General features: G+C 55.0%; 23 protein-coding genes and 3 pseudogenes. 24 read left to right on the top strand and 2 right to left on the bottom strand.

The window, feature by feature from the left end; translation table 11 throughout:
- The first annotated feature begins 212 nt into the window (after positions 1 to 212).
- Both O1V66_RS07545 and cydB read left to right on the top strand, forming a co-directional pair.
- On the top strand, positions 213 to 1,646 hold the full coding sequence (locus O1V66_RS07545) for a cytochrome ubiquinol oxidase subunit I (RefSeq protein ID WP_045047772.1): 1,434 nt from the start codon (positions 213 to 215) through the stop codon (positions 1,644 to 1,646).
- Positions 1,639 to 2,644: pseudogene (gene cydB, locus O1V66_RS07540) on the top strand (cytochrome d ubiquinol oxidase subunit II). The gene O1V66_RS07545 and the pseudogene cydB overlap by 8 nt, the downstream one beginning before the upstream one ends.
- Before the next feature lie 69 nt (positions 2,645 to 2,713).
- Here the strand turns inward: cydB and O1V66_RS07535 are convergent.
- Positions 2,714 to 3,574 carry a pirin family protein gene (locus O1V66_RS07535; RefSeq protein ID WP_045047774.1) on the bottom strand — a complete coding sequence of 287 codons (861 nt, stop codon included), beginning with the start codon at positions 3,572 to 3,574 and terminating at the stop codon, positions 2,714 to 2,716.
- A gap of 356 nt (positions 3,575 to 3,930) precedes the next feature.
- On the opposite strand from O1V66_RS07535, the gene nac reads away from it, so the two are divergent.
- From nac to O1V66_RS07475, 12 genes are all read left to right on the top strand, one after another.
- Entirely contained in the window at positions 3,931 to 4,854 is a 924-nt protein-coding gene (gene nac / locus O1V66_RS07530) for a nitrogen assimilation transcriptional regulator NAC (protein WP_045047775.1), read from the top strand.
- A gap of 118 nt (positions 4,855 to 4,972) precedes the next feature.
- Positions 4,973 to 5,584, top strand: a complete 612-nt coding sequence (locus O1V66_RS07525) for an aminotransferase class I/II-fold pyridoxal phosphate-dependent enzyme (RefSeq protein WP_269128240.1) — start codon at positions 4,973 to 4,975, stop codon at positions 5,582 to 5,584.
- Positions 5,511 to 6,140: a pyridoxal phosphate-dependent aminotransferase gene (locus O1V66_RS07520; protein ID WP_269128239.1), complete on the top strand. Its 630-nt coding sequence runs from the start codon at positions 5,511 to 5,513 to the stop codon at positions 6,138 to 6,140. The genes O1V66_RS07525 and O1V66_RS07520 overlap by 74 nt, the downstream gene beginning before the upstream one ends.
- Before the next feature lie 12 nt (positions 6,141 to 6,152).
- Positions 6,153 to 6,824, top strand: a complete 672-nt coding sequence (pxpB, locus tag O1V66_RS07515; RefSeq protein WP_241481399.1) for a 5-oxoprolinase subunit PxpB — start codon at positions 6,153 to 6,155, stop codon at positions 6,822 to 6,824.
- Entirely contained in the window at positions 6,821 to 7,783 is a 963-nt protein-coding gene (locus O1V66_RS07510) for a 5-oxoprolinase subunit C family protein (protein ID WP_045047778.1), read from the top strand. Before pxpB ends, O1V66_RS07510 begins: the two co-directional genes overlap by 4 nt.
- Before the next feature lie 15 nt (positions 7,784 to 7,798).
- Positions 7,799 to 8,233, top strand: coding sequence for an acetyl-CoA carboxylase biotin carboxyl carrier protein (locus tag O1V66_RS07505; protein WP_045047779.1), 435 nt, complete (start codon positions 7,799 to 7,801; stop codon positions 8,231 to 8,233).
- Complete coding sequence (locus O1V66_RS07500; RefSeq protein ID WP_045047780.1) at positions 8,220 to 9,008, top strand: LamB/YcsF family protein; 789 nt, start codon at positions 8,220 to 8,222, stop codon at positions 9,006 to 9,008. Before O1V66_RS07505 ends, O1V66_RS07500 begins: the two co-directional genes overlap by 14 nt.
- 155 nt (positions 9,009 to 9,163) lie before the next feature.
- Positions 9,164 to 9,913 (top strand): SDR family oxidoreductase, encoded by a 750-nt coding sequence (locus tag O1V66_RS07495; protein WP_045047781.1) that lies wholly within the window; start codon positions 9,164 to 9,166, stop codon positions 9,911 to 9,913.
- Between the two features lie 73 nt (positions 9,914 to 9,986).
- Positions 9,987 to 10,658: an amino acid ABC transporter permease gene (locus O1V66_RS07490; protein WP_414058476.1), complete on the top strand. Its 672-nt coding sequence runs from the start codon at positions 9,987 to 9,989 to the stop codon at positions 10,656 to 10,658.
- 6 nt (positions 10,659 to 10,664) lie between these two features.
- Positions 10,665 to 11,417 (top strand): amino acid ABC transporter permease, encoded by a 753-nt coding sequence (locus O1V66_RS07485; protein WP_045047783.1) that lies wholly within the window; start codon positions 10,665 to 10,667, stop codon positions 11,415 to 11,417.
- A 9-nt stretch (positions 11,418 to 11,426) separates the two neighbouring features.
- Positions 11,427 to 12,164, top strand: a complete 738-nt coding sequence (locus O1V66_RS07480) for an amino acid ABC transporter ATP-binding protein (RefSeq protein WP_045047784.1) — start codon at positions 11,427 to 11,429, stop codon at positions 12,162 to 12,164.
- A 101-nt stretch (positions 12,165 to 12,265) separates the two neighbouring features.
- The gene (locus tag O1V66_RS07475) at positions 12,266 to 13,105 is read left to right on the top strand and encodes an ABC transporter substrate-binding protein (protein WP_045047785.1); all 840 of its coding nucleotides are present in this window, start codon (positions 12,266 to 12,268) and stop codon (positions 13,103 to 13,105) included.
- 1,171 nt (positions 13,106 to 14,276) lie between these two features.
- Here the strand turns inward: O1V66_RS07475 and O1V66_RS07470 are convergent.
- Positions 14,277 to 14,598: pseudogene (locus tag O1V66_RS07470) on the bottom strand (helix-turn-helix domain-containing protein); the annotation flags it as partial.
- A gap of 116 nt (positions 14,599 to 14,714) precedes the next feature.
- Here O1V66_RS07470 and O1V66_RS07465 point away from each other — a divergent pair.
- The 10 genes and pseudogenes from O1V66_RS07465 to O1V66_RS07420 all read left to right on the top strand — a co-directional run bounded on the left by O1V66_RS07465 (position 14,715) and on the right by O1V66_RS07420 (position 24,374).
- Positions 14,715 to 15,562 (top strand): annotated as a pseudogene (locus tag O1V66_RS07465) (AraC family transcriptional regulator).
- Between the two features lie 54 nt (positions 15,563 to 15,616).
- Positions 15,617 to 16,324 (top strand): alpha/beta fold hydrolase, encoded by a 708-nt coding sequence (locus O1V66_RS07460; RefSeq protein WP_045047787.1) that lies wholly within the window; start codon positions 15,617 to 15,619, stop codon positions 16,322 to 16,324.
- 23 nt (positions 16,325 to 16,347) lie between these two features.
- A complete protein-coding gene (locus O1V66_RS07455) occupies positions 16,348 to 17,112 on the top strand; it encodes an IclR family transcriptional regulator (protein ID WP_045047788.1) in 765 nt (254 codons plus the stop codon).
- Positions 17,113 to 17,344: 232 nt separating this feature from the next.
- Positions 17,345 to 18,379 (top strand): ketopantoate reductase family protein, encoded by a 1,035-nt coding sequence (locus O1V66_RS07450; protein ID WP_269128238.1) that lies wholly within the window; start codon positions 17,345 to 17,347, stop codon positions 18,377 to 18,379.
- Positions 18,376 to 19,125, top strand: a complete 750-nt coding sequence (locus O1V66_RS07445) for an SDR family NAD(P)-dependent oxidoreductase (RefSeq protein ID WP_045047790.1) — start codon at positions 18,376 to 18,378, stop codon at positions 19,123 to 19,125. The genes O1V66_RS07450 and O1V66_RS07445 overlap by 4 nt, the downstream gene beginning before the upstream one ends.
- 243 nt (positions 19,126 to 19,368) lie before the next feature.
- On the top strand, positions 19,369 to 20,571 hold the full coding sequence (locus tag O1V66_RS07440; protein WP_045047791.1) for an MFS transporter: 1,203 nt from the start codon (positions 19,369 to 19,371) through the stop codon (positions 20,569 to 20,571).
- Between the two features lie 75 nt (positions 20,572 to 20,646).
- Entirely contained in the window at positions 20,647 to 21,666 is a 1,020-nt protein-coding gene (locus O1V66_RS07435; RefSeq protein ID WP_045047792.1) for an isopenicillin N synthase family dioxygenase, read from the top strand.
- A 175-nt stretch (positions 21,667 to 21,841) separates the two neighbouring features.
- Positions 21,842 to 22,615: a MetQ/NlpA family ABC transporter substrate-binding protein gene (locus O1V66_RS07430; protein WP_152623629.1), complete on the top strand. Its 774-nt coding sequence runs from the start codon at positions 21,842 to 21,844 to the stop codon at positions 22,613 to 22,615.
- A gap of 83 nt (positions 22,616 to 22,698) precedes the next feature.
- Positions 22,699 to 23,715, top strand: coding sequence for a methionine ABC transporter ATP-binding protein (locus O1V66_RS07425; RefSeq protein WP_045047794.1), 1,017 nt, complete (start codon positions 22,699 to 22,701; stop codon positions 23,713 to 23,715).
- Positions 23,715 to 24,374, top strand: a complete 660-nt coding sequence (locus O1V66_RS07420; protein WP_045047795.1) for a methionine ABC transporter permease — start codon at positions 23,715 to 23,717, stop codon at positions 24,372 to 24,374. The genes O1V66_RS07425 and O1V66_RS07420 overlap by 1 nt, the downstream gene beginning before the upstream one ends.
- Positions 24,375 to 24,837: the final 463 nt, after the last annotated feature.

The raw sequence follows: 24,837 nt of genomic DNA, 5'->3' as shown, positions 1-24,837 counted from the left end.
AACTTAATGGCTAAAGCCATACTTCGAAGAGTCATGGCATTTCAGAATATGACCAATAATTTCCGCTTTTAACTGTTATGTCAGTTTTTTACCAAACTGTGCATTTTATATTTTTGTTATAGATTTACGATCGCCTTATTTTCTCGCCGGATGGGGTTTCTACAAAACGACGAGAGGGTGCAAAAATAGAGAGTTAATTAAGGAACTAAGCAATGTTTGAATTAGATGCCTTTCACCTCGCCCGGATTCAGTTCGCCTTTACTGTGTCCTTCCATATTATTTTTCCCGCAATTACTATCGGCCTTGCCAGTTTCCTTGCCGTGCTGGAAGGAATGTGGCTTAAAACGCATAAAGATGCCTATCGTGACCTCTATCATTTCTGGTCAAAAATATTTGCCGTCAACTTTGGTATGGGGGTCGTGTCCGGGTTGGTCATGGCCTATCAATTCGGGACCAACTGGAGCGGATTCTCGCAATTTGCCGGGAGTATCACGGGGCCGCTGTTAACCTATGAAGTGTTGACGGCGTTTTTCCTCGAGGCGGGCTTTCTTGGTGTCATGCTCTTTGGCTGGAACCGCGTGGGCAGAGGCCTGCATTTCTTCGCCACCTGCATGGTGGCACTGGGCACACTGATTTCGACCTTCTGGATTCTGGCGTCCAATAGCTGGATGCATACCCCGCAAGGCTTTATTATCCAGAACGGCATCATTATTCCGGATGACTGGTTCAAAATCGTTTTCAATCCTTCCTTCCCGTTCCGTTTACTGCATATGTCGACGGCGGCATTCCTTGCCAGCGCCTTTTTCGTCGGCGCGTCGGGCGCCTGGCATTTATTGCGGGGCCATGATAATCCGGCCATTCGCAAAATGTTTTCCATGGCGTTGTGGATGGCGCTGATTGTCGCGCCCGTACAGGCGCTTATCGGCGATGCGCACGGATTAAATACCCTCGAACATCAGCCCGCCAAAATTGCCGCCATTGAAGGGCACTGGGAAAATAAACCCGGCGAAGCCTCACCGCTGATTCTGTTTGGTATTCCCGACATGGAAGAAGAGCGCACCAAATATGCTATTGAAGTGCCTTATCTGGGCAGTCTGATATTAACCCACAGCCTAGACCGGCAAATTCCGGCGCTGAAAAGCTTCCCGAAAGATGACCGGCCCAATTCGACCATCATCTTCTGGTCATTTCGCGTGATGGTCGCACTAGGCTTGCTGATGATTACGCTTGGCGTAGTCAGCCTGTGGCTGCGCTATAAAAAACGTTTATACCAGTCACGCCCCTTCCTGTGGTTTGCGCTGTTTATGGGACCGTCTGGCATCATTGCCATTCTGGCCGGTTGGTTCACCACCGAAATAGGCCGCCAGCCGTGGGTAGTGTACGGACTCCAGCGCACGCGCGATGCCGTCTCCGCGCATGGCACGCTGCAAATGAGCATCAGCCTGATCGTCTTTATTGTGGTGTATTCGTCCGTCTTCGGTGTGGGGTATCACTATATGATGCGCCTGATTAAGCAGGGTCCCGAAACGGGCGAAGGGAAAATCGTCGAGCATGGCGGTCCGGGTACCCGTAAAACCCCGGCTCGTCCACTTTCTGCGGCAACAGACAATCCCAACCCGCAAAATGAGGGGAATAAACATGTTTGATTACTCCATAATCTGGTTCGGCATCATCGTGTTCTCGACCCTGATGTATATCGTGATGGACGGCTTCGACCTGGGTATCGGCATCCTGTTTCCGTTTAATCAGGATCCCGACGAACGCGACATGATGGTCAATACGGTAGCGCCCGTGTGGGACGGCAATGAAACCTGGCTGGTGCTGGGCGGAGCCGGTCTGTATGGCGCGTTTCCGCTGGCGTATTCCGTGATTGCCGATGCGCTGACCATTCCCTTGACGGCGATGCTAATCGGCCTGATATTTCGCGGCGTCGCCTTCGAATTTCGTTTCAAGGCCGTGGAGGTTCACCGTCCGGTTCTGGGATAAATCCTTTGTGGCCGGTTCGATTCTGGCGACCTTCAGTCAGGGCATTGCGGTCGGCACCGTGTTGAATGGCTTTGAAGTCACCGGTCGTGAATATACCGGCTCGGCATTGAGCTGGTTGGCGCCGTTCCCGTTATTTTGCGGACTCGGCCTGGTGATTGCCTACGCATTGCTGGGCTGTACCTGGCTTATCATGAAAACCGAAAATGAGCTGCACGCCAAAATGTCGGCGCTCGCCACGCCGCTGGTGCTGTCGTTATTGGTGGTGGTCGGGATTATCAGCATCTGGACGCCGCTGAGTCATGCCGATATCGCCGACCGCTGGTTTACGCGGCCCAATATCTTCCTGTTCATGCCGGTGCCCATTCTGGTTCTGCTCTGTTCGTGGGGAATTATGCGCGGGGTAAAACGTCAGGCGCATTACACGCCATTCCTGCTGACTCTTGGTCTGGTGTTTCTCGGATTCTCGGGATTGGGCATCAGTATCTGGCCGAATATCATTCCGCCGTCGATTTCTATCTGGCAGGCCGCATCGCCGCCACAGAGTCAGGCCTTTATGCTGGTCGGCAGTCTGTTTATCATTCCGGTGATTCTGGCCTACACCGCGTGGAGCTATTACGTGTTCAGAGGGAAAATAAAAGTGGATGCCGGTTACCACTGAGAATAAATGTTATAAAAAACGCCGCCCTGAACACAGAGGCGGCGTTTTTATATGGGGATTGCAGGGCGTTTAACTGTCGATCAGTGCGTCAAACTTGCCGGCCTGATAATCCAGAATTGCCTGATCAATCTCCTCGACAGAATTCATGACAAAAGGTCCGTGTGAGACGATAGGCTCCCGGATTTTATCGGCGTGGCCAAACAGCAGCACGGCATCCTCCAGCGCCTTGACCGTCACGCTGTCTTCGCTGTCATCCAGTTCAATCAGATGCCACGCCTGCGCTTCCTGCCCGGCAATCTCGACGCGTCCTTTTACGGTATACAGGAACACTTCGCGCGTGGCTGGAGCAGGCAGGGTTATCTCGCTTCCTGCGGCCAGTTGAACCGTCATCATCGTCACGCCGGTCAACGTTTCGACAGGGCCTTTGATACCTGAAAGCTCTCCTGAAATCAGGCTGACGGAACCTTCACCCTGATTTAACGGAATCTGCGGAATATCGCCAGCCTGCAGCCCTACGTAACTCGGCGCACTCATTTTCAGATTGGCGGGCAGGTTGACCCATAACTGGAGGATCTCGAGCTCGCCGCCCTTTTTCTTGAAGGATTCCGGTGAAAGTTCCGAGTGAACCAGTCCTGAACCGGCCGTCATCCATTGCACGCCGCCTGCGCCAATGATGCTTTCATGGCCGCCGGTGTCGGCATGCGAGAGTTCGCCGCGAAGAATAAAGGTCACGGTTTCAAAGCCGCGATGCGGATGGGGGCCGAAAGGCAGGCCGAGATTGTCTGGAGCGTAGACCTGCGGGCCGTGATGATTCAGAAACAGAAACGGGTCGAGATGGTCAATCTCCGGACCCGGAACCGGCCTGCGCGTCTGTAAATCACGAATATCATCGCGATAGGCTTTGTACTGTTTTTTGATACGGCGGGACATAGCGTTCTCCATTTCCTGCGGGTGTAATGTTTAAAATTAGTTCAAAAAGGCCCCTTTCGCGAAGTTGAATGACAATCCCACATCACGCGAAGAGGCCATTAACCTGATTTTTGCCAATAATTTATCCGTGGCTTTCATGGCGTTGCACCAAAAAAGTGCGCGCTCGGGCGCAAGGCACCTTATTAACGCCTGATTTAGAGCTTCTTATCAAATTGTCATTGGTAAAACTTATGTCCGCCGCCTGATTTATCACCTAATTGCATGTTAAATCTGCACACGCCAGTGAATAAGTCATTGCTGGCCCGTTTATTGCTTTAACTCATCCTGAGAATTGTGCAAATGCAAGCGGGGCGACAATGAATTTAAGACGTTTGAAATATTACGTAAAAATCGTGGAAATCGGCAGCCTGACGCAGGCGGCGGAAGTGCTGCACATCGCGCAACCGGCGTTGAGTCAGCAGTTGGCGGCGCTTGAAAGTGAACTGGATCAGCAACTGCTTATTCGTACCAAGCGCGGCGTCACGCCCACCGAAGCCGGTAAAATTCTTTACACCCACGCGCAAACCATTCTGCGTCAGTGCGAGCAGGCGCAGAGTGCGGTCGACAACGCGGGCAGCGCGCTGAGCGGGCACGTGTCTGTCGGACTCGCGCCTTCCACCGCCGCCTCCATGCTGGCGATGCCGCTGATACAGGCCGTGAAAGCCCAGCATCCGGCCATTGTACTCTATCTCAACGAAAACTTTGGTTCGCCGATGAGCGAACAAATCATGAACGGGCGCATGGATATGGCGGTGATTTACGGCGATCGTCCCGTGCATGGCCTGTCATTTGTTCCGTTGATGAAAGAAGAACTGTTTCTTGTCGGCTCGGCGCAGGTGCCGAATCCGGGACCCGGCATTGAACTTGCCGAGGTCGTTAAGCGCGACCTCTTCATGCCGCGTCCTTATAACGTGGTTCGCCGACTGGTGGATGAAACCCTGTCGCGCGAGAAACTCAAGGCCAACATCATCGCCGAAATCGAATCGCCGTCGACCCTGAATGCCGCCGTGCTCAACGGGCTAGGGGTGACCATTCTGCCCGAATCCGCCGCCCGCGCGATGGCGGCGCAGACCGGCGTCTGGCTGTCGCGCGTGACATCGCCCGGCATTCAGGCCCCGCTGTCTTTCTGTATGTCCGATCATCTTTCCCTGTCGCCCCCGGCGCAGGCGGTGAAAGATATTCTGCTGTCGCTGATGGTTAAACGCACGCAGGATAATCGCCCGTTGATGCTGGTGCACTGAGTGCGGAATCACGAATAAGAGATGCTTATTACCACACACGGAAACCCTCTTTTGGGCTGATAAAACGGCAGGCTACAGTGGCCGTATTATCAGCCGAATACACTTGAGGGTGAGTTAAATGCATTCACAGCAGAACGAAACGACCGATTTCACCGCAGCAGAAGCCGTGCTTCGCATCGAGCGAACATCTCTGCGGGTTCAGCAGCCCGCGACGACCGCCGAAATGATCTCGCTTGCCGTGGGCGAGCCTGATTTCGCCACGCCGCCGCGCATTATTCAGGCCGCCGCCGATGCCCTGACACAGGGACTCACTCACTACTCTCCACAACGTGGGGAAAAACCCCTGTGTGAAGCGCTGGCAAAACGTGTGTCTGCACAGTCTGGCGTGGACGTGAGCGCCAACGAGATTCTGGTGACGCACGGCGGCACCGGCGGACTCTCGGCAGCCATCCTTTCTATCGTCAATCCGGGCGACCGCGTGGTGATCCCCGATCCTACCTATTCGCTGTACGCGGATTTGGTCAATATGGCGGGCGGGATCTGCGTGCCGGTGCCAAGCCGGGACGATCTGCACTGGGATATGGCGGCGCTGGCAGAGGCCATGCAGGGCGCACGACTGTTCGTGGTTCTGCAACCCAAGCAACCCGACCGGCATTGTGCACAGCCGCGAAGAGATGCAGGCGCTGGGCGATATTGTCAAAGAGAGCAATACGCTGGTGATTGCCGATGAGGCCTACAGTGACCTGGTCTTTACCGACAAACCGTTCACCTCGGCGCTGGAAATCCCTGCGCTGCGCGGTCGCACCCTCTATTGTCAAACCTTCTCGAAAAGCTACGCCATGACCGGCTGGCGCATTGGCTATCTCGCGGGTCCGGCGAAGATGATTGCCGCCGCTGCCCGCGTCCACAACTCGGTGAACAGCTCCGTCAATACTGCCGTGCAATATGCCGCGCTGACCGCTCTCGAGGAGTGCGAATCGGACGTGCTCGCGATGCATGCCGTCTATGCCGAGCGCCGCGCGCTGATGATTGCCGGTCTCAACGATATTCCCGGCTTAACCCTTAATGAACCGGAAGGCGCGTTTTACTGCTTCCCGTCCTACCGCGCCCAGGTTTCGTCAGTGGAAATGGTCGGCATCCTGCGCAGTTTCGGCATTGCCGTGCGTCCTGGCTCCGAGTTTGGCGCTGCGGGCGAATCGCATATTCGACTTTCCTATGCCGCCAGCAAGGAGGTTATCGCAGAAGGTCTTGTGCGCCTCAAGCAGGGGCTCGCCTCACTGTCCTGAGCGAGGTGAATCATGATGTCTATCGAGAGTTTGACGCACCCCGTAATCAGTCAGCTTGGCAGTCGCGCCATGCTGTTCGAGGCACCCGGCGAGCTGGGGCTTGCCAACCAGCAGCGCATCTGGGCGCTGTCGGCTCAGGTCGTTAACTGGCCGCTGGTGGCCGAAGCGGTGCCCGGCATGAATAACCTGATGCTGACGTTTCATCAGCCGCCGCAGGAGTTGGAGGCATTGTACGAGGCGCTGCGCCGTGAATGGCAACGCGGCGAGGCGCAAACATTGCAGGGCCGAGTCATTGAACTGCCGGTTTATTACGGCGGTGAATATGGACCACATATGACGGATGTTGCCGACCATACCGGCTTGAGTGTCGCCGAGATAGTGCGCCGTCACGCCGAACCGCTGTACCCGATTTATGCGCTCGGCAGCCATCCGGGGTACTGCTATCTGGGGGGAATGGACCCCTCGATTGCCACGCCGCGCCGTCAAACGCCGGTCATGAGCATTCCGGGCGGTGCTGTTTCTATCGGCGGCGTGCAAACCGGCGTCTCGGCATCGGCGGGGCCAAGCGGCTGGAACACCATCGGCCACACGGAATATGTGTTTTTCGATGCCAAGGCGTCGCCACCGGTCATGCTGCGCCCCGGCGACAGTCTGCAATTTCGCGTAGAGAAGGTGCTGTCATGATTGAAATTGAAAAAACGACGGCGCTGACCAGCGTGCAGGATCTTGGCCGCAGCGGTTGTCTCAACTATGGCGTGGGTCGCGCAGGGGCGATGGATCCGCTGGCGCTGCAACTCGGAAATCTGCTGCTGGGCAACGCGCCGGGGGCAGCGGCGGTAGAGATTCCGCTGTTTCCTTTTCGCGTGCGTTTTCTTGAAGACTGCGCCTTTGCCGTGAGCGGCAATGACGGCGATATTCTGCTCGATGACGAGGTGCTGCCGCCGTGGTGGGTGGCGCAGGCCAGAGCCGGACAGACACTGACGGTAAACGCATCGCGCTATTCGGCACGCGCCTATCTGCACTTGCCGGGCGGTGTCGATGTCCCCGAGGTGCTCGGCTCCCGCAGTACCCAGCTTCGCGGCGCATTTGGCGGTTTTGAAGGCCGTGGATTGCAGAAGGGCGATAGGCTGCGGGCCGCCGAACCGGCGCGGGCAATGAAAACCGACGTCGGGATTGCCTCGCCGTGGCTGCGTTTTGCCGACCTGTCTTCACAGGTGCAGCCGGTGCGCGTGCTGCCCGCCGGTGAACATCTGGCTTATACCGCCGACTCGCGCGCGCGATTCTGGCAGCAGGACTGGAAGATAACACCACAGAGCAACCGTTACGGCTATCGCCTCGAAGGAGAACCGCTGGTCGCGCGGCAAACGATGGAGATGCGCTCGCACGGCATTGTGCCCGGCGTGATTCAGGTGCCGCACAACGGCCAGCCGATTATCCAGATGAGTGATGCGCAGCCCAGCGGCGGGTATCCGAAGTTCGCGACCGTGATTGAGGCCGACCTGTGGTTGCTGGGGCAGATCCCGCCCGGACGACGCATTCGTTTTATCGAGTGCAACTTCGAACAGGCGCGTGAAGCCTGGCATGCGCAGCAGGCCTATCTGCAACAGGTCGATAAACAGATTAAACAGCTTCGTCAGGCTTGATCAGGGTGAAAAAAGATGATAGCCATTAACGATATACGCCAGATTGCGCGCCAAATGCAGAATTCTGGACTGGGCAAGATAGAGATTAACGGCAAGGACTTTTCACTGCGCCTTCGCTGTGAGGGCAAAGACTTTTCCGGCAGCGAAAATCAGCCACGCAGTCAGACCTCGTTCACCGTTAAAGCTGCGGTCAAGGGGCAGTTCTGGGCCTCGCACCCGATGCAGGAAAAGTCTGCTCTGGCCCGAGGTGCGCAGGTCAAGGCTGGGGATTGTCTCGGCTTTTTGCAAACGGGTGACCTGATGACGCCCATTCGCAGCCCGCAGGATGGCGAAATACGCGTGCTGAACGTGGCAAATGGCGAACAGGTTGGGCGCGGTCGCGTGCTTTTTACCCTGCAACCGGCGGCACAAACAGTGCGTCATGAGGAGGCGGAACATGCGCTTTATTGATTTAAATGCCGACCTCGGCGAAGGCTTTGGCGATTACCGCATCGCCGACGATGCCTCGCTGATGTCCGTCATCAGTTCGGCCAATATTGCCTGCGGTTTTCATGCGGGTGACGCCAGCATTATGGCGCAAAGCGTAGCGCGCGCAAAAGAAAAGGGCATTGATCTCGGCGCGCACGTCGGTTTTCCGGATTTATTGGGTTTTGGCCGCCGCCGGATGCAGATAGACACGGCGACGCTTGCAAATTATGTGATTTATCAACTGGGTGCGCTCGCTGCCTTTGCCCGTCTGGCCGATTATCCGCTGACCCATATGAGTTTTCACGGGGCGCTCGGCAATATGGCGGCAGAAGACGAGGCGATGGCCATGCCGCTGCTGCGCGCGGTACAGGCCTTTGATCCTGAGTTGATTATCAGTACCACCGCAGGCAATGCAGTCGAGCGTTGCGCCCGTGAACTGGGGATGACCGTTGCCTGTACGCTGCTGGCCGATCGCGCCTATCACGCCGATGGCATGCTGGTGAGTCGCCTGAAACCGGGCGCGGTTATCCATGATCCGCAGCAGGTTCGCGCCCGTGTTCGCCAATGGTTGCAGGAAGGCACCTTGACCAGCATCGAGGGCGAGCGCATCCCGATGCCTATTTCTTCGATTCTGCTGCACGGCGATACGGAAGGCGCAGTGGCGCTGGCAAGAGAGATTCGCCAGGAAATCGAAGACACGCCGGGCTGCGAAATCAGGCCGATTTCCCGTCAGCCATTAAATAAAAGCATTGATTAACAACAATATACTCAAGGTGGGAGTGTTTCATAAGCGGGCCTTATTGCCACACACCCTTTCTGTCTTATCCGTCACTGACATTACCCGATACATTCGATTTATACCGACCGCAAGCCGCGTTGACAAGCTTGCAGCAATATTGATGAGGAATCGTTATGCCGTTTTCAGATTATAAAACCGCGTTGGTTACCGGCGCTTCTGCCGGAATGGGTGAAGCTATCGTCGAACGTCTGTGCCGCGAAGGGCTGACCGTTCATGCCGTGGCGCGTCGCGAAAGCGAACTCAAGGCGCTGGCCGAGCGTACCGGCTGTATTCCTCACGTGATAGACGTCAGTGATATCGATGCACTGACTCGCCTTTGCAGCGAAATCGAAGTCGATGTGCTGGTCAACAATGCCGGTATCTCTCATCCCGGTTCGATTGCCAATGCCAAAGAAGAGTACATCGACCTGCAAATCGACGTGAACCTGCGTGCCGTGCTGCATCTGTGCCGCCTGACTGTGCCGGGCATGATGGCGCGTGACCGCGGCCACATCATCAACATCACTTCTATCGCGGCCATCTACAACTTTGGCGGCAACTCGATTTACCACGCAACCAAAGCCGGTGTTCATGCGCTGTCGCGCCAGTTGCGTGTCGACTGCTATGGCAAACGCGTGCGGGTCACGGAAATCTGTCCGGGGCGCGTGGCGACCGATATTTTCGGCAATGTGTCCGGTGACAAAGAGGGTGCAAAAAAACAGTTTATCGACGGTTTCGAGCTGCCGACCGCCAAAGATATCGCCGACACGGTGGCCTTTGCACTCGCCATGCCGGTGGCGGTCAATATCGGCAATATCGAGATAACGCCCACGCTACAGGTGCCGGGCGGACTTTCCACCATGCGCCCCGGCGAACCGCGTTAAGCATGACAACGGATTTCTGGTTGAGAGGAGAACCGCGATGGCGGTAACTAACGGCTTTGATATCGGTGCAGTGATGCAGGGTCAATATGGCGACCTGCTGATAAATGGCATCGAGCTGACCCTGAAACTGGCGGTGGGCGCATGGATTTTCGCCATGATTCTGGCATTGCTGCTGGTTGTCATCCGCCTGACGGACAGGCGCATTGCCTTCGCGCTTGTCAGTATCTATGTCTCCTATCATCGCAATGTCCCGACGTTGGTGCAGTTGATGATGTGGTATTTCGCCATCCCGACAATGCTTCCCGAGGCCCTGCAAGACTGGATAAACGACCAGAATGCGGAGTTTATTTTCGCATTGGTGGCCCTGAGTTTGTGTCAGGCCGCCTATTTCTCGGAAGATATTCGCAGCGGTTTGCGCGCCATTCCGGCGGGACAGACGGAAGCTTCGCGGGCGCTTGGCATGAGTTACGTGAAGTCGATGCGGCTCATCATTCTGCCGCAGGGTCTGCGTAATGCCTTGCCGTCACTTATCAACCACACGGTGTTGCTGTTCAAGAACACCAGTCTGGCCATGGTTATCGGCGTGGCGGAATTGACCTACGTCACCCGTGAAATTGAAAACCAGACCTTTAGAACTTTTGAAATCTATCTGGTGGCGTCGGTGGCCTATCTGTTCTTCTCTTTGCTGTTGATGGGCGGTGGCGCGTTGGTCGCCAGACGTTTTCAACGCGCGATGGCGAGGTAAGCGCTCATGTCTGATTTCTTCGACATTATTCATCAATACTGGATGCTGTTTCTCGTCGGCCAGTACCCGCATGGCGCACTCGGCGGGTTGGCCAACACGTTGCTGCTCTCCGTGGTTGCCATGCTGTTTGCCTTCCCGCTCGGGATTGCGCTGGCGATGGCGCGGATATCCCCGTTCCGGACGCTGCGTGTGGTGTCGGCGGTCTGGGTGTATGTATTCCGTGGCATTCCGCTGATGATGGTGGTGTTCTGGACCTACTTCTGCGTTCCGATGCTGCTGGGTCACGACATCAACGGATTCGCCACCATGGCCTGTACGCTGGTTATCTATGAAAGCGCATATATTGCCGAGATCGTGCGCGGCGGCATTCAGGCACTGCCTTCCGGCCAGTATGAGGCGTCCCGGGCACTTGGCATGAGCTACTTCAAGACCTTCCGGCTGATTATTCTGCCGCAGGCTCTTTACAACATGCTGCCCAGCCTCATCAGCCAGCTGGTTTCCATCATCAAGGACAGTACGCTCGGCTATGTCATCAATGTGCAGGAACTGACCTTTGCCGCCAATCAGGTGAGCAATCAGCTGCTGACCAAGCCGTTTCAGGTGTTTGCCATCGTCGCGCTGAGCTATTACGTGATCTGCTTCAGTCTGACCTGGCTTGCCAATACGCTGGAAAAACGGATTGCCCGCCAGCGTACTCGTCATCAAGGGGCGCAGGCATCGATACCAACCCCTGCATTAACCCCTGAAATTACACAATAAGGAGCCGTCATGACCCCGCTGATTATGTTTAACCAGGTCAATAAATGGTACGGCGATTATCAGGCCCTGACGGACCTGAGTGCCGAAATCCGCAGTGGAGAAGTGGTTGTCGTCTGCGGGCCCTCAGGTTCCGGTAAATCGACCCTGATCCGCACCGTAAATCGTCTCGAACCCATTCAGGACGGACAGATACTGTTTGAAGGCCTGGATATCAACGGCACCAGCACGCGACTGAATCAGCTGCGTACCCGCATCGGTTTCGTGTTTCAGAACTTCAATCTGTTCCCGCATATCTCGGTGCTGGAAAACGTGATGATTTCACCGATAAAAGTGCTCGGCGTGCGCAAGTCGCAGGCTCGCAAAGAGGCGATGGCGCTGCTCGAACGCGTTGGGCTGGCGCATAAGGCCGAGGCCTATCCGCTGCAACTTTCTGGCGGACAACAACAGCGAGTGGCGATTGCCCGGGCGCTTGCCATGAAACCGCCGGTGATGTTGTTTGATGAACCCACGAGTGCGCTTGACCCTGAAATGGTCGGGGAAGTGCTGAGTGTCATGCGCGGGCTGGCGCAGGAAGGGATGACCATGATGTGCGTGACGCACGAGATGAACTTTGCCCGTGAAGTCGCCGACACTATCTGGTTTATGGACGAGGGCAAAATCCTCGAAAAAGCGCCGCCGGAGCGCTTCTTTACGCAGCCCAGTCATGCGCGTGCTCAGCGATTCCTGAGTGATTTACGCCAGCACTGAATGTTTATACGGGTCACACTTTTTACCGTTTTTTGGCTCGACTTATGCGCACAGCGCGTGACGCTGTCACAATTATATTTGACAATTTTCGGGGTAAAGTTATGAAATTGAATAAATTCTCGTTAGCGCTGCTGTTAAGCCCCCTAGTGGCTTCAACCTTCGCCGCCCATGCCGATTCGCTGAGTGACATACAGGCGCGGGGTTCGCTGAACTGTGGCGTGTATTCAGACGTACCGCCGTTTTCTTCACCAGATCAGCAGACGCGTCAACTCGTCGGCATGGATGTCGACCTTTGTACTGCACTGGCCAAACAGATGGGATTAAAGCTGAATCTGATGCCCACCTCGGTTGAAGCCCGTATTCCCGTGCTGACGACCGGTCGTGTCGATGTGCTTATCGCAAACCTGGCCTACACCAAGTCCCGCGCCGCGCAGATTCAGTTCAGCGATCCGTATTATGTCGCGAAAGAGATGCTGGTGGTGAAAGACAAGAACGCCGCAGAGCCTATCACTTTCTTTAAAGGCAAGCGTTTGAGTGCGACCAAAGGCACGACGTCCGAGCAATCTATCTATCTGGCCGGTGCCAAGGCGATTACTTTCCAGGATACGGCATCCGCCTATCTGGCCTTGCAGCAGAACAAATCCGTCGGTTTTGTCACCAACACCATGACGGCCATCAAGATGATCGAGCAGGCCAAAAAGGGCGGGGTCAATCTGGCGATGACGTCGTTCCCGATGGCGCTGGAACCCATCGGCATCGGCATGAAGCAGGGCGAACCTGCGCTGCTGGCAAAAGTGAACACCAGCCTGAAGGCGATGGATGATGCCGGTGAAATCGACCAGATCTGGGACAAATGGATAGGCACCAAAACGGATTACAAGATGGTGCGCGAAGACAAGGTACAGCCCTTATCGAACCTGAAGTTCCAACCACTGGAGTAAGGGAGAGACGGCTCGGGCCGGTTTTAGATTTGAAAAATCTAAAGGCAAAGTTTGGTTTTGATTTCAAATTTGTTTTTAATTTCAAATCTAAGTTCAAGTTCAAAGGCATGCGCTGCGCTTAATGGGCGGCGGCCCAGAGGCGCGGCTTAAATGCCAATGTTCAGGGCAACAGGCTCCGAGGAATTTTTCCGGTTTCAAAGCTTCAATGGGCATTTAACCCACAGCGCCGGAACCGGGCAAGAGGTGGAAGGCGCCACCTCTTGCATCTCTGCGCCTTTTGTCCTCGCCAAGCTGTGCCATTCTCAAGTTTGTAGATCTTTCCAGACGCGCCCGCGCGTGGCGTAGGTCGCGCCGCGCCGCGGTCCCTTCACTTCGTTCGCAAGCCAAAAACGTCTTGCTCAACTTCACTCAGCGCCGCCCCGAATCCGCCAGTATCAGCTTCTACCCAAAATCGTGTTCATCCTTCCGCGTCGCCTGCCCACAAACGGCTTATTTCTGGAAGCGAAAATATGAAAGACCTTACTTACCCCCATTTCCAGAATAATTAAAACTCAAAAGGGTTAGGCCATCTCTGTTCAAAGAAAATAGGTTTCGCCTTTGGAGGGAACGGGTCTTGACCGCGGGCGGGTTGCCGGTTTTGGGGTAGAGGCTGTGATTGGCGGTATCAGGGCGGCTCGGAACGGCGTGAGCGAGACGTGTTTGGCTCGCGAGCGGAGTGACGGGAGCGCGGAGCGCCGCGACCCACGCCACACGGCGGGGGTAACTGAAACGATGTCGTTATTTTGCACTTATCGCGTCGCGAGGGCAAAGGGCGCGGGATTCCAAAGGGTGTGGGCCCAGGCACACCCTTTGGGCGGTCTGGGCCGCCGCCCAGTAAGCGCAGCGCATGCCGTTGAACTTGACCTTGACCTTGAATTTGTATTTAAAAAGTTGCCTTAGATTCCCAATCTAAAAAACCAAACTTTGCCTTTAGATTTCCCAAATCTAAAACCGCCTTGATCGGTCTATCCCAAAAAACCGGCTTGTTCCGCTCCCCGGTGGCGCGGCACGGTGGCATGGCAGGGCCGGGCTTTGGAAAAGCAGGGCGTGGCTTCGACATCGACCACGGGTTGAGTGGCTATCTCGCCCTCATGAATGTCGATTTTTGGGCAAAGACCCTGCACAGGCCAGTTCTCGAGACGTCGATACACCGCAGGCGTGGTTTTAAACTGCTTTTTAAAGGTGCGGGTAAAGGTCTGCTGAGAATCGAACTGATACTTGTCGGCGATGCGCAACACGGAGTTCTGGGTAAGACGCAGTTCGGTTGCGGCCATCGTCAATCGGCGCTGGCGCGTGTAAGTGCCTAATGTCTGGCCGGTAAATGATTTAAACAGGCGTTGCAGATGCCATTTCGAGTAGCCCGATTTCGCGGCAATGGTATCCAAGGTCAAGGATTGATCCAGGTTATCTTCAATCCAATCCAACAGTTCACTGACAATGCTTTCGTGATACATATTTTGATTCCCCCGTTAAGGCTGACATTTAGCCACCACTCGTGCTGGACTACAATGCGCAATTCAGCCATATTATTTATCAAACCAGCCAAATATTTAACGAGCCTTAAACAATTATGCCGATCATTCAATGTCACCCGGGAGATTGCAGTAAAGTTTCCATCGACGCTATCGATCGTCCCGTTATCGCGGTGGGCGCAGCGCGCGCCAACGGGGCATGGGAACTGGCGATGCACCGTCATCGCAAGGCACAGCTTATCTATACGCTCAAAGGCATCATCAGCTGCGAACTGGAGCAGGGCGTGTGGGTGGTTCCGCCGCAGTGCGCCGTCTGGATCCCGGGGGCGTGATGCATTCCGCACGCGGCACCGGCGTCAATCAGTGTTACAGCCTGTTTGTCGAACCGGATGCCAATCTGGCCTTGCCGACCACCTGCTGTACCTTGTCGGTCACGCCGCTGCTGCGCGAACTTTTACTGCATGCAGCCCACTTTCCGCTGCTCTATGACGAGCAGGGGCCGGAAGGCAATATCGTCAATGTGCTGCTCGACCAGTTGGCCGTGGCGCGTGTCGAAAACCTCTATCTTCCGTTACCGCGAGATGCTCGCCTGCGCCAGTTGACCGACGGCATGCTGCAAAATCCTGCCGATAAATCGACGCTGTCCGAATGGGCCGGGCGTATCGGCATGAGTGAGCGCAGCCTGAGCCGAACCTTTGCCAGTCAGGTTGGCGTGAGCGTACACCGTTGGCGCAAGCAGCTGCACGTGATCCTTGCGTTGCAGAAACTGTCGTCAGGGATTAGCGTGCAGACCGTCGCCCTAGATTTGGGCTATGAAAGCGCCAGCAGCTTTGTCACCATGTTCCGCAAGGCGCAGGGTAAACCCCCGGCGCGCTACCTTTCCGATTGCGCCAACAGTCCCGATTTTCCTATCCAGGGATTCTCGCTGACGGAAATTGTCGCCTGAGTGGTGTAAGCTGTAAAAACGTTATCTTTCAATTGGCAAGGAAAAGACCGCGCAATGTCTATCGGCAATATGGTATTGATTCCCGGTTACATGACTGACGACCGCCTGTGGGATAAAATCGCGGGGCCGCTGGAACAGCAGGGTGCCGTTCTGACGCTGGCGCAGCTTGACGAAGGCGAAACGATGGCCGAGATGGCCGAACGGATAATCGAGAGTTGCCCGCCACGCTTTGTGCTGCTGGGGTTCTCGATGGGCGGCTATATTGCCCGCCAGATTCTGCGCCGCATTCCCGAACGGGTGTCGTCGCTGATTCTGGTCGCCACCTCAAGCCGTGCAGACTCGGAAACGCAGCAGCGCATCAAGGCCGCCGCCGCGAAGGCGGTGACCGCAAAATCCTATAACGGCCTCGGTAATCAGTCGCTGGGCTATTCATTGCATCCCGATCGCAGCCATGATCCCGACCTGCTGCAACAGCTTAAAGGGATGGGCCAACGTCTGGGTTATGAGGTGTTTGTGCGCCAATCGCGTCTTGACCGCGACAGCGATACCCAGACCTTGTCGCAGATTACCTGCCCGACGCTCATCATTGCCGCGCAGGATGACAGAATGCGCAGTTTCGAAGAAGCCGCTGAATTACAGGAACATATCGCCGGTGCCATGTTGCGCGTTATCCCGGATTGCGGTCATATGATCCCGCTGGAACAACCGGCCGCACTGTGTCAGGAAATTATCGACTGGCTGGCAGACAGGCCGCAAGCGTAATCTTCACAAGGATTCTCAATTCAATGACCGATGTTGTTCGCTCCGCCGCCCGCGTTCTGGATTTACTGGAATATTTTGCCAATCAACCGCATAGCCTATCGCTGGCAACAGTCGCTGCCCGCTTCGAGCTGCCGAAAAGCAGCGCGCTGGGTTTGCTGCGAACCTTGACCAGCCGGGGATATCTTCTCAAGGATGCGCAGGGCCTGTATTACATCAATGACACCTTCAAGGCGCACGGTTTTGGCTGGGGCGGCAATGCCTTACGGCGACTTGCCGCCGTGGCGCGTCCTGTGATGGACGAGATGGCATTGACGTTGGGCGAGACTATCAGCATGGGCGTACTGAACGGCGAGGGGCAGATTACGCTGATTCTGCAATCCCTTTCTCATCAACCCATCCGCTATGAAGCACGCCTTGAACAAATCCTGCCGATTCATTGCACGGCAATGGGCAGAGTCTTGCTGGCACACCAATCCGAGGCGGAATGCCTTGAAACCCTGAAACGCCATCCGCTGACTCGTCATTCCGAGTTAACTATCATTGACCCGCAGGAAATCTTGAAGCGAATACGCGCTGCGCGTGACAACGGATATTGCAGCGTTATCGATGAATATGACGTGGGCGGAACCGGTATTTCTGCGCCGGTATACGATGCATACGGAAATCCTATCGCTGCGCTAAATGTTTCCTGTGTGACCGCGCGATTTGAAGACAAAAAAACGACGATTATTCAGACATTGCTTGCCGAAGCCGAAAAACTGACGGCCTACATGAAATTAACTGCCTGATAAACTGATTTTTTTCTGATTTCTTCTTAAATTGCGATCCTCCTCTTAGTTGTATCTCTGAACACCACACCTTTGGCGGGCATTGTTAAATCTTATGCCTCGCCAGCGAACACTTTTTGCTCCTCTGGACGATAAATAGCCGACATGCTAGGGTAAATTCATATATAAAAACATCGTTCATATATATGAACGACAGGCGTTTATTGAAAACACGACCCTTCAGGGAGACAAGATGACAAAAGATATTCTGGTTTGGGGCGCAGGGGCTATCGGCGGCACCTTGGGTGCGTATCTGTTGCGCGCCGGGTACGACGTGACCTTTGTAGATATCGACGAGGCGCATGTGGCTGCCATTCGAGATCCCCTTCAGGGGCTGACGATTTCCGGCCCGATTGATGAATTTACCGTTCAGGCCGAGGCCTTTACGCCAGCCGAACCGAACACGGCGCACTCGACAACGCGCTGGTCGCGCATTTTTCTGGCGGTGAAATCTCATCATACTCAGATCGCAAGCGAGGCACTTTTGCCGTTTCTGGCAGAAGAGGGTTTTGTGCTTTCCGTTCAAAACGGCCTGTGCGAACCCACCATAGCCGCCGTAGTGGGTGAAACGCGTACCCTCGGCTCTTTTGTCAACTTTGGCGCAGACTGGACCGAGCCGGGTCAGGTCACGTATTCCAACCGCGCCGCCGTGGTGGTCGGAGAACTCGACGGCGCAATCACGCCACGCGTCGTGACCTTGCATCAGGATGTGTGTCACTTCGAGCCGGATGCCATTCTGACTGCTGATATCAATGCCTATTTATGGGGAAAACTGGGCTACGCCTCGCTTCTGTTTGCGCAGGCAGTGGGTGAAGTCGGTATCGCCGACTCTCTGGCGCGCCGCGAGCTTTGGCCCCTGTGGAGGCAGTTGGCGGGTGAAGTGGTGGCGGTCGGTCGCGCCTGCGGCATCGCCATGAAAAGCTTTAACGGGTTCAATCCTGACGCGTTCGACCCGCAAGCTCCCATTGCGCTTACCGAGCAGAGCATTACTGACATGGTGGCGTTTAATCGACCCAATGTGAAAACCCACTCCGGCATCTGGCGTGATCTGGCGGTGCGTAAACGCGCCACCGAAGTCGAGGGGCAGCTGGGCGAAGTGGTGCGTATCGGCGCGGAAAAGGGCATTGCCTGCCCGAAGGTTTCGGGATTAATCACCCTTATCAAAGAGATTGAAGCGGGGAAACGCCCGTTGTCAGACAGCAATATTCTGGAGCTTGCCGACAAATGATGAATTTCAACAATATCAACGTCGTGGTCAGCGGAGCCGCCATAGGATTTGGTCGCGAAATCGCCAAACGGTTTTCTAGTGCCGGCGCTACCGTATTTGCCTGCGATATTCAGCAGGAAAGATTGGCCGAGTTGCAGGCTTTCGGCATTCATACCGCAAAGGTCGACTTATGCGACAGGCAGGCGGCACAGCGGTGGATTGAAAAGGTCGGCGCCGACACGGGCGGGCGCATCGACGTGCTGGTCAACAACGCGGGCGGCGTTGCCGGGCAGAGCGGCAAACCCATCGAGACAATCACGGACGAAGAGTGGGACAGAATAATCGCCATTAATCTCGGCGCGGCCTTTGCGTTGAGTCGTGCCGTGGCCCCGATGATGAAAAAGGCGGGTAAGGGGGCCATCATCAACATCAGTTCCGGTGCCGCCTTGAAGGCATCACTGACCGGTGTTCAGGCCTACTGCGCCTCGAAACATGCGGTATTGGGCCTGACGCGTCAACTGGCGCATGAACTTGGCCCGTTCGGCATACGCGTCAATTCGGTAGCGCCGGGTTTTGTTATCACCAACGAGGCGACACAAAAGCAGTGGGAGGCCATGGGCGAAGAGGTGCAAAAACGTCTGCTCGCAAGCATTGCGCTGCGCCGTCTCGGCACGCCCGCAGAAATCGCCAGCACCGCATTGTACCTGGCTTCGGAGCTTGCCAGCTTCGTTAACGGGCAAATCATTTCGGTCGACGGCGGCCAGTAAGGGCGTATTTATGACTTTCAAACGAGGCACCGTTGCTTCGTTTGAAATGCTTTAATTAGTTACAACATACTTATTAATTTAAACTTAACTTATTTGCACATTGTGCCTCGTGGCGTCTGGCAGGGATTCATGAGCGGAAATCCGTCTACAGCACACAATGGCACGTCCGACGCGCATTATCCCTTGACCTTGTGACTTGCTTCACGTTTTATAGCCACAAAATACCTGCCGGGAAATAAAAAAATGTCGCAATGCTCCACTTTGGGTGCAGAACCCACCACCTCGTCATTAAAACGCTGGTTAGGCGTGCTTTCACTCGCCTTTGGCACCTTTGCACTGGTGAACACCGAATTCCTGCCAATCGGCCTGCTTTCGCCCATTGCTCATGCGCTGAATGTCTCTGAAGGACAGGCGGGGTGGGCTATCATGCTGCCGGGTCTTATCGCCGCCATCGCGGCACCGCTTATCATGCTGCTCGCCCGTCAGCTTAATCGCAAGACGCTGCTGCTGATTCTGACCGGCTGCATCATTCTTTCCAATGCTATCGCGATGATGGCGCATACCTTTCCGGCGCTGCTGCTTGGCCGCCTGATTTTAGGCTTTGGCGTTGGCGGTTTCTGGGCCTTTGCCATTCCAGCGGGCAGACGGCTGGTTTCCGAAGCGCAAAGTGCGCGCGCCATCTCTTTGATAAGCGCAGGGGTGGCGGTCGGCACGGTCGCCGGTGTCCCTGCGGGCGCATTTATCGGCGAACTGTTTGGCTGGCGCATGGCGTTTACCGCCAATACGGTGCTTGCTATCGGTGTGTTTATCTTCCAGTGGCTGGCGCTGCCGTCTCTACCGGCGAAAAATTCACTCGGCCTTGGTTCGCTGCTTACCGTTGCTAAAATCAAGGGCGTGCGCCGTGGGTTGATTATCGGCATCTTTATGGCGGCCGCACAATTCTCGGCCTACACCTACCTTGAGCCGTGGCTGCGCTTTCAGGTCAGGCTTTCCGCCTCGGACATCTCTCTGCTGCTGATGGGCTATGGCATTGCAGGTTTGGCGGGGACTTTCCTGACCGAAATCACCGTGCGCGAATTTGGCGTCAAGCGCGCCTTCCTCGGCAACATCTTGATGCTGGCCTTATCCGTGTTGATTGCCTCGCAGTTGAGCAGCAACGTGGCGGCCGCCTCGACGTTGGTGGTGATTTGGGGACTCGCCTTCGGCGCGCTGCCGGTGTGCCTGAATATCTGGATTTACCAGGCGTCGCCCGCATTGTTTGAAAGCGGCTCTGCGTTGATGGTCAGCGTATTCCAGATTGCCCTGGCGTGCGGTGCCTTCTTTGGCGGCATGCTGGCGGATACGCAGGGCACCTCTGCCGCGTTTATTCTCGGCGGTGTGCTGGCGCTGCTGGCCGGGCTGAGCATTTTTATCTCCCGCCCCCAGTACAAGCAGGATCCTGCATAAGTAATGCATTTTAAATCCTTAAGGACGCCCGTTTAGCGGTGATAGAGTGGAATGAGATTAACTAGGGAGTCAGTTATGCCTCATTCTACAGCCACTTCAATTCCTGTTATTGACCTGTCCAAACTCGACGGGAGTCCTGAACAGCGCGCGGAGTTTCTAAAAGAACTCCGCGTTGCTGCGCGGGACATCGGATTTTTTTATCTTGTCAATCATGGTGTCGATTCGCAGTTGCTGGCCGACGTGCAAGAGACGTCGCGGCAGTTCTTTGCGCTGCCGGAGCAGGAAAAAGACCGCGTAGCGATGATTCATTCCCGCCATTTTCGCGGCTATAATCGCGCCGCCTCCGAGCGCACACGCGGTCAACCTGACTGGCGTGAACAGTTTGATCTTGGGGCCGAACGCCAGCCTATTCCGCAAACCGAGACATCGCCCGCATGGTCGCGTTTGCAGGGGCCTAACCAGTGGCCCGAGTCGTTGCCTGAACTTAAACCTCTGCTGCTGAACTGGCAGCAAACCATGACCGCCATGTCATTGAAAATCTTGCGCGCCTTTGCCGAAACGCTCTCCTTGCCCATTGATGCTTTCGACCCGCTGTACGGCGACAAGCCCAACGAGCATATCAAACTGATTCGCTATCCGGGCCGTGGCGACGGCGAGAGCAATCAGGGCGTGGGCGCTCACAAGGATTCCGGTTTTCTGAGCTTCCTGCTGCAGGACCGGCAAAAAGGGCTTCAGGTGGAAGTCGAAGAGGGGCATTGGGTCGATGCACTGCCGATTGAGGGGGCATTTGTCGTTAATATCGGCGAATTGCTGGAACTGGCCACCAATGGCTATCTACGCGCGACGGTGCACCGCGTAGTAGCGCCGCCTGCCGGGCAGGAACGCCTGTCGCTGGCCTTCTTCCTCGGCGCGAAACTCGACGCTGTGGTGCCGGTATTCCAGCTTCCCCAAGACCTGGCGGCGCAGGCCAACGGGCCGGAAAGCGATCCGCAGAATCCTCTGCTGCGCGACGTGGGCTGGAACTATCTCAAAGGCCGTCTGCGTTCGCATCCCGACGTGGCCGAGCGTTATTACGCCGATATTCTGGTGTCCTGACAAGCCCGTCCGAATCCGGCGGCGAAGTTAGATAATAAATGGCTTAGCTATGCGCTTTTAATTGTTTAGCTCCCGAAGGCCGATATGATTGGATAGCCCTTGACGATTAACAATCAAAAAGGGCTATTTTTTTATGTCGAAAGCTAACAAGACGTTATTGGCATCTTTATTAATCATGGCAGCGAGTTCTGCCGTTCATGCCGCGGACAATAATCAAAAAACCATTACGCTGGGCTTTAATCCGGGGCCTTATCAGGAGCAGTTTGCCAAAGGTGTCGGGCCGTTCCTCGAAGCAAAAGGGTACAAGCTGGTCTACAAGGATTTCAGCGACGGCATTCAGGTGAATAATGCAGTGGCGACCGGCGCGATTGACGGCAACATCATGCAGCATCCTATTTATCTGCAATCCATCAACGATCGTCTGGGCACAGACAATATCGGCATTGTTCAGGTTCCGACGCCGCCGATGGGACTCTATTCCAATAAACATAAAGCCGGTGATAAGCCGCAGCCCGGAGAAACTATTTCCGTGCCGAATCAGGCTTCCAATGAATATCGCGCCGCCTTGCTGCTTCAGGATCTCGGCTGGATAAAAATCTCGCCGAAATCCGATCCCGCCACTTTCTCGCAAAAAGATATCAGCGAAAACCCGTACAAACTGGTTTTCAAGGAAATGGACAATGCCCAGCAGGTTCGCGCCTTACCTGACGTCGACTACGGGGCGATTCAAGGTAATTTCGCCGTCTCGAGCGGTATGAAGTTAAACAGCGCTCTGAAGCTCGAGAATCCGGTCAAAGGCTTTATCAATGTGGTCACTATCGCAGGCAAAAATAAGGACGCGCAATTCGCCAAAGATATTATCGCAGGCTATCACTCCGCCGAATTCAAGCAATATATCCTTTCGAATGCACAGTATCAGGGCTATTTGTTGCCTGATTATCTGAAGTAATTCCCAACGTATAACGAGAATCCACCGACTCGTCGCCCTGGGCGGCGAGTCTTGAGCCAGATATTTTTTATCGGGGCAAGGCAATGATTGAACTTCAAGACGTTGATAAAATTTTTCAACGCAAAGGCAAAACCACCCGGGCACTCACTCATATCAATCTGAAAATCGAACAGGGCGATATTTACGGCATTATCGGCTACAGCGGCGCAGGTAAAAGCACGCTGGTCAGGCTTATCAATGCGCTGGAAACGCCCAGCTCGGGCAACGTGATTGTGAAGGGCAACACCATCAGTCAATTTAATGCCCGGCAATTAAGGGAGATGAAGAAAGACATCGGCATGATATTTCAGGGTTTCAATTTGCTGGAGTCTAAAACTGTCTGGAAAAATGTTGCCATTCCGCTGATTCTGGCCGGAAAGGATAAAGCCTTTATCGACAGCCGCGTCAACGAATTGCTGGAACTGGTCGGCCTCGCCGATCGCGGCGGCAGCTATCCTGCCGAGCTGTCGGGCGGGCAGAAACAGCGGGTCGGCATTGCGCGTGCGCTGGCGACGAATCCCTCCATTCTGCTTTGCGATGAAGCCACGTCGGCGCTGGATCCGCAAACGACGGTGCAAATCCTGATGCTGCTCAAGCGCATCAGCCTCGAGTTTAACGTCACGCTGGTCCTCATTACCCACGAGATGTCGGTGATTCAAAAAATCTGCAACAAGGTGGCGGTGATGGACAATGGCAGCATTGTCGAGCACGGCAATGTGCTTGAGGTGTTCGGCCAACCGCAGCATCCCACTACCCTGAATTTCGTGCGCACGCTTATTCGCGACAGCCTGCCGGAGAGTATCGACCGCGCATCGGATCATGACCGCCATGTCAGGCGCTATCGTCTGGAGTTTCTGGGGGAAACGGCAGGGCAGCCAGTGATATATCAGATGATGAAAACCTTTGATATCGAATTCAATATTCTGTTTGCCAGTATGTCGGAAGTGCAGGATACCGTGCTGGGCTTTATGATTATTCAGTTAACCGGCGACGGGGAGTTATTGGGGAATGCCATTGGTTTCCTGCAAAATTCCGGCGTGCGCGTCGAGGAGTTACACTAATGTTTGAAACCGCCATTACTCTGGACCAGTTTCTCGCCGCGATGCACGACACTCTGTTGATGGTCAGTATTTCGTTACTCCTTGGCTCGCTGCTCGGGATTCCACTTGGCATATTACTGGTCATTACCCGTCCGGGCGGCCTGGTGCATAACCGATTCTTTTATCGCGTCATCAATCCGATTATTAATGTCGTGCGTTCGCTGCCGTTTATTATTTTACTGATTTCCATTCTTCCCTTTACCCGCCTGGTAGTGCATACCACCATTGGCACAGCGGGCGCCATTGTTCCGCTGATTATTTATATTGCGCCGTATATTGCGCGACTGGTCGAGAGTTCATTACTGGAAATCAATCCCGGCATTATTGAAGCCGCCAAATCGATGGGCGCAACCCCGCTTCAGGCCATTTGGCATTTTCTGTTACCCGAAGCGCTGGCCTCTCTGGTTCTGGCGTTAACCACGGCGACCATTGGTCTGATTGGCGCGACGGCCATGGCCGGTACGGTGGGCGGCGGCGGGATAGGGGATTTGGCAATTACCTATGGCTATCAACGGTTTGACACCTTTGCGACTGTCTCGACCGCGTTGGTGCTCATTATTGTGGTGCAAGGCTTGCAGTCTTTGGGGAATGTTATTTCCCGGCGTCTTCGTCGCGAGTAATCCCTATTCATGCCGTTTTATACTTTTCGCGGGAATTGTGAAACCTCATTATTCACAGAGGGCGGCAAATGCACTTTTCCTGATAAGCAAAGATAAAAGGTTTAGTTCTGTAAGGGGCGGAATATTGGTTTACTGTCATCAGTCGACGGGGAATACGCCCCTAACGCAGACCGCAATAAGGAGTGAATGATGGCCAAAAACAGTTCCGCTAATTCCCTATGGCAACGTGTTAAACGTCGATGTTCGGCGACATTCTTTTCGCAGTCTACGGCGGACAGTTCACGTTTGGTCGAATCGCTTCTTGTAACAGGATCGTTATATGGCATCGAACTCGGAAATATTGACCCTTCCTGGTATCGCCAGAAGTAGTCAATATCAGCGGCTATTACGTCGCAGTTACTGGAATGAGCTGTGCTAGGTTACAGCGCGGTAAATGATTTTCTCCTGAAGTAAGAGCAGTAAA

Source organism: Rouxiella chamberiensis (genome assembly GCF_026967475.1).
In the GTDB taxonomy this organism is placed as follows: Bacteria; Pseudomonadota; Gammaproteobacteria; order Enterobacterales; family Enterobacteriaceae; genus Rouxiella; species Rouxiella chamberiensis.
This window is presented reverse-complemented; position numbering and strand designations above follow the sequence as displayed.

Excerpts from the sequence above, each read along its gene's own strand:
- O1V66_RS07535 (WP_045047774.1), bottom strand. The coding sequence starts at position 3,574 with ATGTCCCGCCGTATCAAAAAACAGTACAAAGCCTATCGCGATGATATT.
- O1V66_RS07440 (WP_045047791.1), top strand. The coding sequence starts at position 19,369 with ATGTCGCAATGCTCCACTTTGGGTGCAGAACCCACCACCTCGTCATTA.
- O1V66_RS07435 (WP_045047792.1), top strand. The coding sequence starts at position 20,647 with ATGCCTCATTCTACAGCCACTTCAATTCCTGTTATTGACCTGTCCAAA.
- O1V66_RS07525 (WP_269128240.1), top strand. The coding sequence starts at position 4,973 with ATGCATTCACAGCAGAACGAAACGACCGATTTCACCGCAGCAGAAGCC.
- pxpB (WP_241481399.1), top strand. The coding sequence starts at position 6,153 with ATGATGTCTATCGAGAGTTTGACGCACCCCGTAATCAGTCAGCTTGGC.
- O1V66_RS07490 (WP_414058476.1), top strand. The coding sequence starts at position 9,987 with ATGCAGGGTCAATATGGCGACCTGCTGATAAATGGCATCGAGCTGACC.
- O1V66_RS07430 (WP_152623629.1), top strand. The coding sequence starts at position 21,842 with ATGGCAGCGAGTTCTGCCGTTCATGCCGCGGACAATAATCAAAAAACC.
- O1V66_RS07425 (WP_045047794.1), top strand. The coding sequence starts at position 22,699 with ATGATTGAACTTCAAGACGTTGATAAAATTTTTCAACGCAAAGGCAAA.
- O1V66_RS07545 (WP_045047772.1), top strand. The coding sequence starts at position 213 with ATGTTTGAATTAGATGCCTTTCACCTCGCCCGGATTCAGTTCGCCTTT.
- O1V66_RS07485 (WP_045047783.1), top strand. The coding sequence starts at position 10,665 with ATGTCTGATTTCTTCGACATTATTCATCAATACTGGATGCTGTTTCTC.
- O1V66_RS07445 (WP_045047790.1), top strand. The coding sequence starts at position 18,376 with ATGATGAATTTCAACAATATCAACGTCGTGGTCAGCGGAGCCGCCATA.
- O1V66_RS07475 (WP_045047785.1), top strand. The coding sequence starts at position 12,266 with ATGAAATTGAATAAATTCTCGTTAGCGCTGCTGTTAAGCCCCCTAGTG.
- O1V66_RS07505 (WP_045047779.1), top strand. The coding sequence starts at position 7,799 with ATGATAGCCATTAACGATATACGCCAGATTGCGCGCCAAATGCAGAAT.
- O1V66_RS07450 (WP_269128238.1), top strand. The coding sequence starts at position 17,345 with ATGACAAAAGATATTCTGGTTTGGGGCGCAGGGGCTATCGGCGGCACC.
- O1V66_RS07495 (WP_045047781.1), top strand. The coding sequence starts at position 9,164 with ATGCCGTTTTCAGATTATAAAACCGCGTTGGTTACCGGCGCTTCTGCC.
- O1V66_RS07500 (WP_045047780.1), top strand. The coding sequence starts at position 8,220 with ATGCGCTTTATTGATTTAAATGCCGACCTCGGCGAAGGCTTTGGCGAT.
- O1V66_RS07480 (WP_045047784.1), top strand. The coding sequence starts at position 11,427 with ATGACCCCGCTGATTATGTTTAACCAGGTCAATAAATGGTACGGCGAT.
- nac (WP_045047775.1), top strand. The coding sequence starts at position 3,931 with ATGAATTTAAGACGTTTGAAATATTACGTAAAAATCGTGGAAATCGGC.
- O1V66_RS07510 (WP_045047778.1), top strand. The coding sequence starts at position 6,821 with ATGATTGAAATTGAAAAAACGACGGCGCTGACCAGCGTGCAGGATCTT.
- O1V66_RS07420 (WP_045047795.1), top strand. The coding sequence starts at position 23,715 with ATGTTTGAAACCGCCATTACTCTGGACCAGTTTCTCGCCGCGATGCAC.
- O1V66_RS07455 (WP_045047788.1), top strand. The coding sequence starts at position 16,348 with ATGACCGATGTTGTTCGCTCCGCCGCCCGCGTTCTGGATTTACTGGAA.
- O1V66_RS07460 (WP_045047787.1), top strand. The coding sequence starts at position 15,617 with ATGTCTATCGGCAATATGGTATTGATTCCCGGTTACATGACTGACGAC.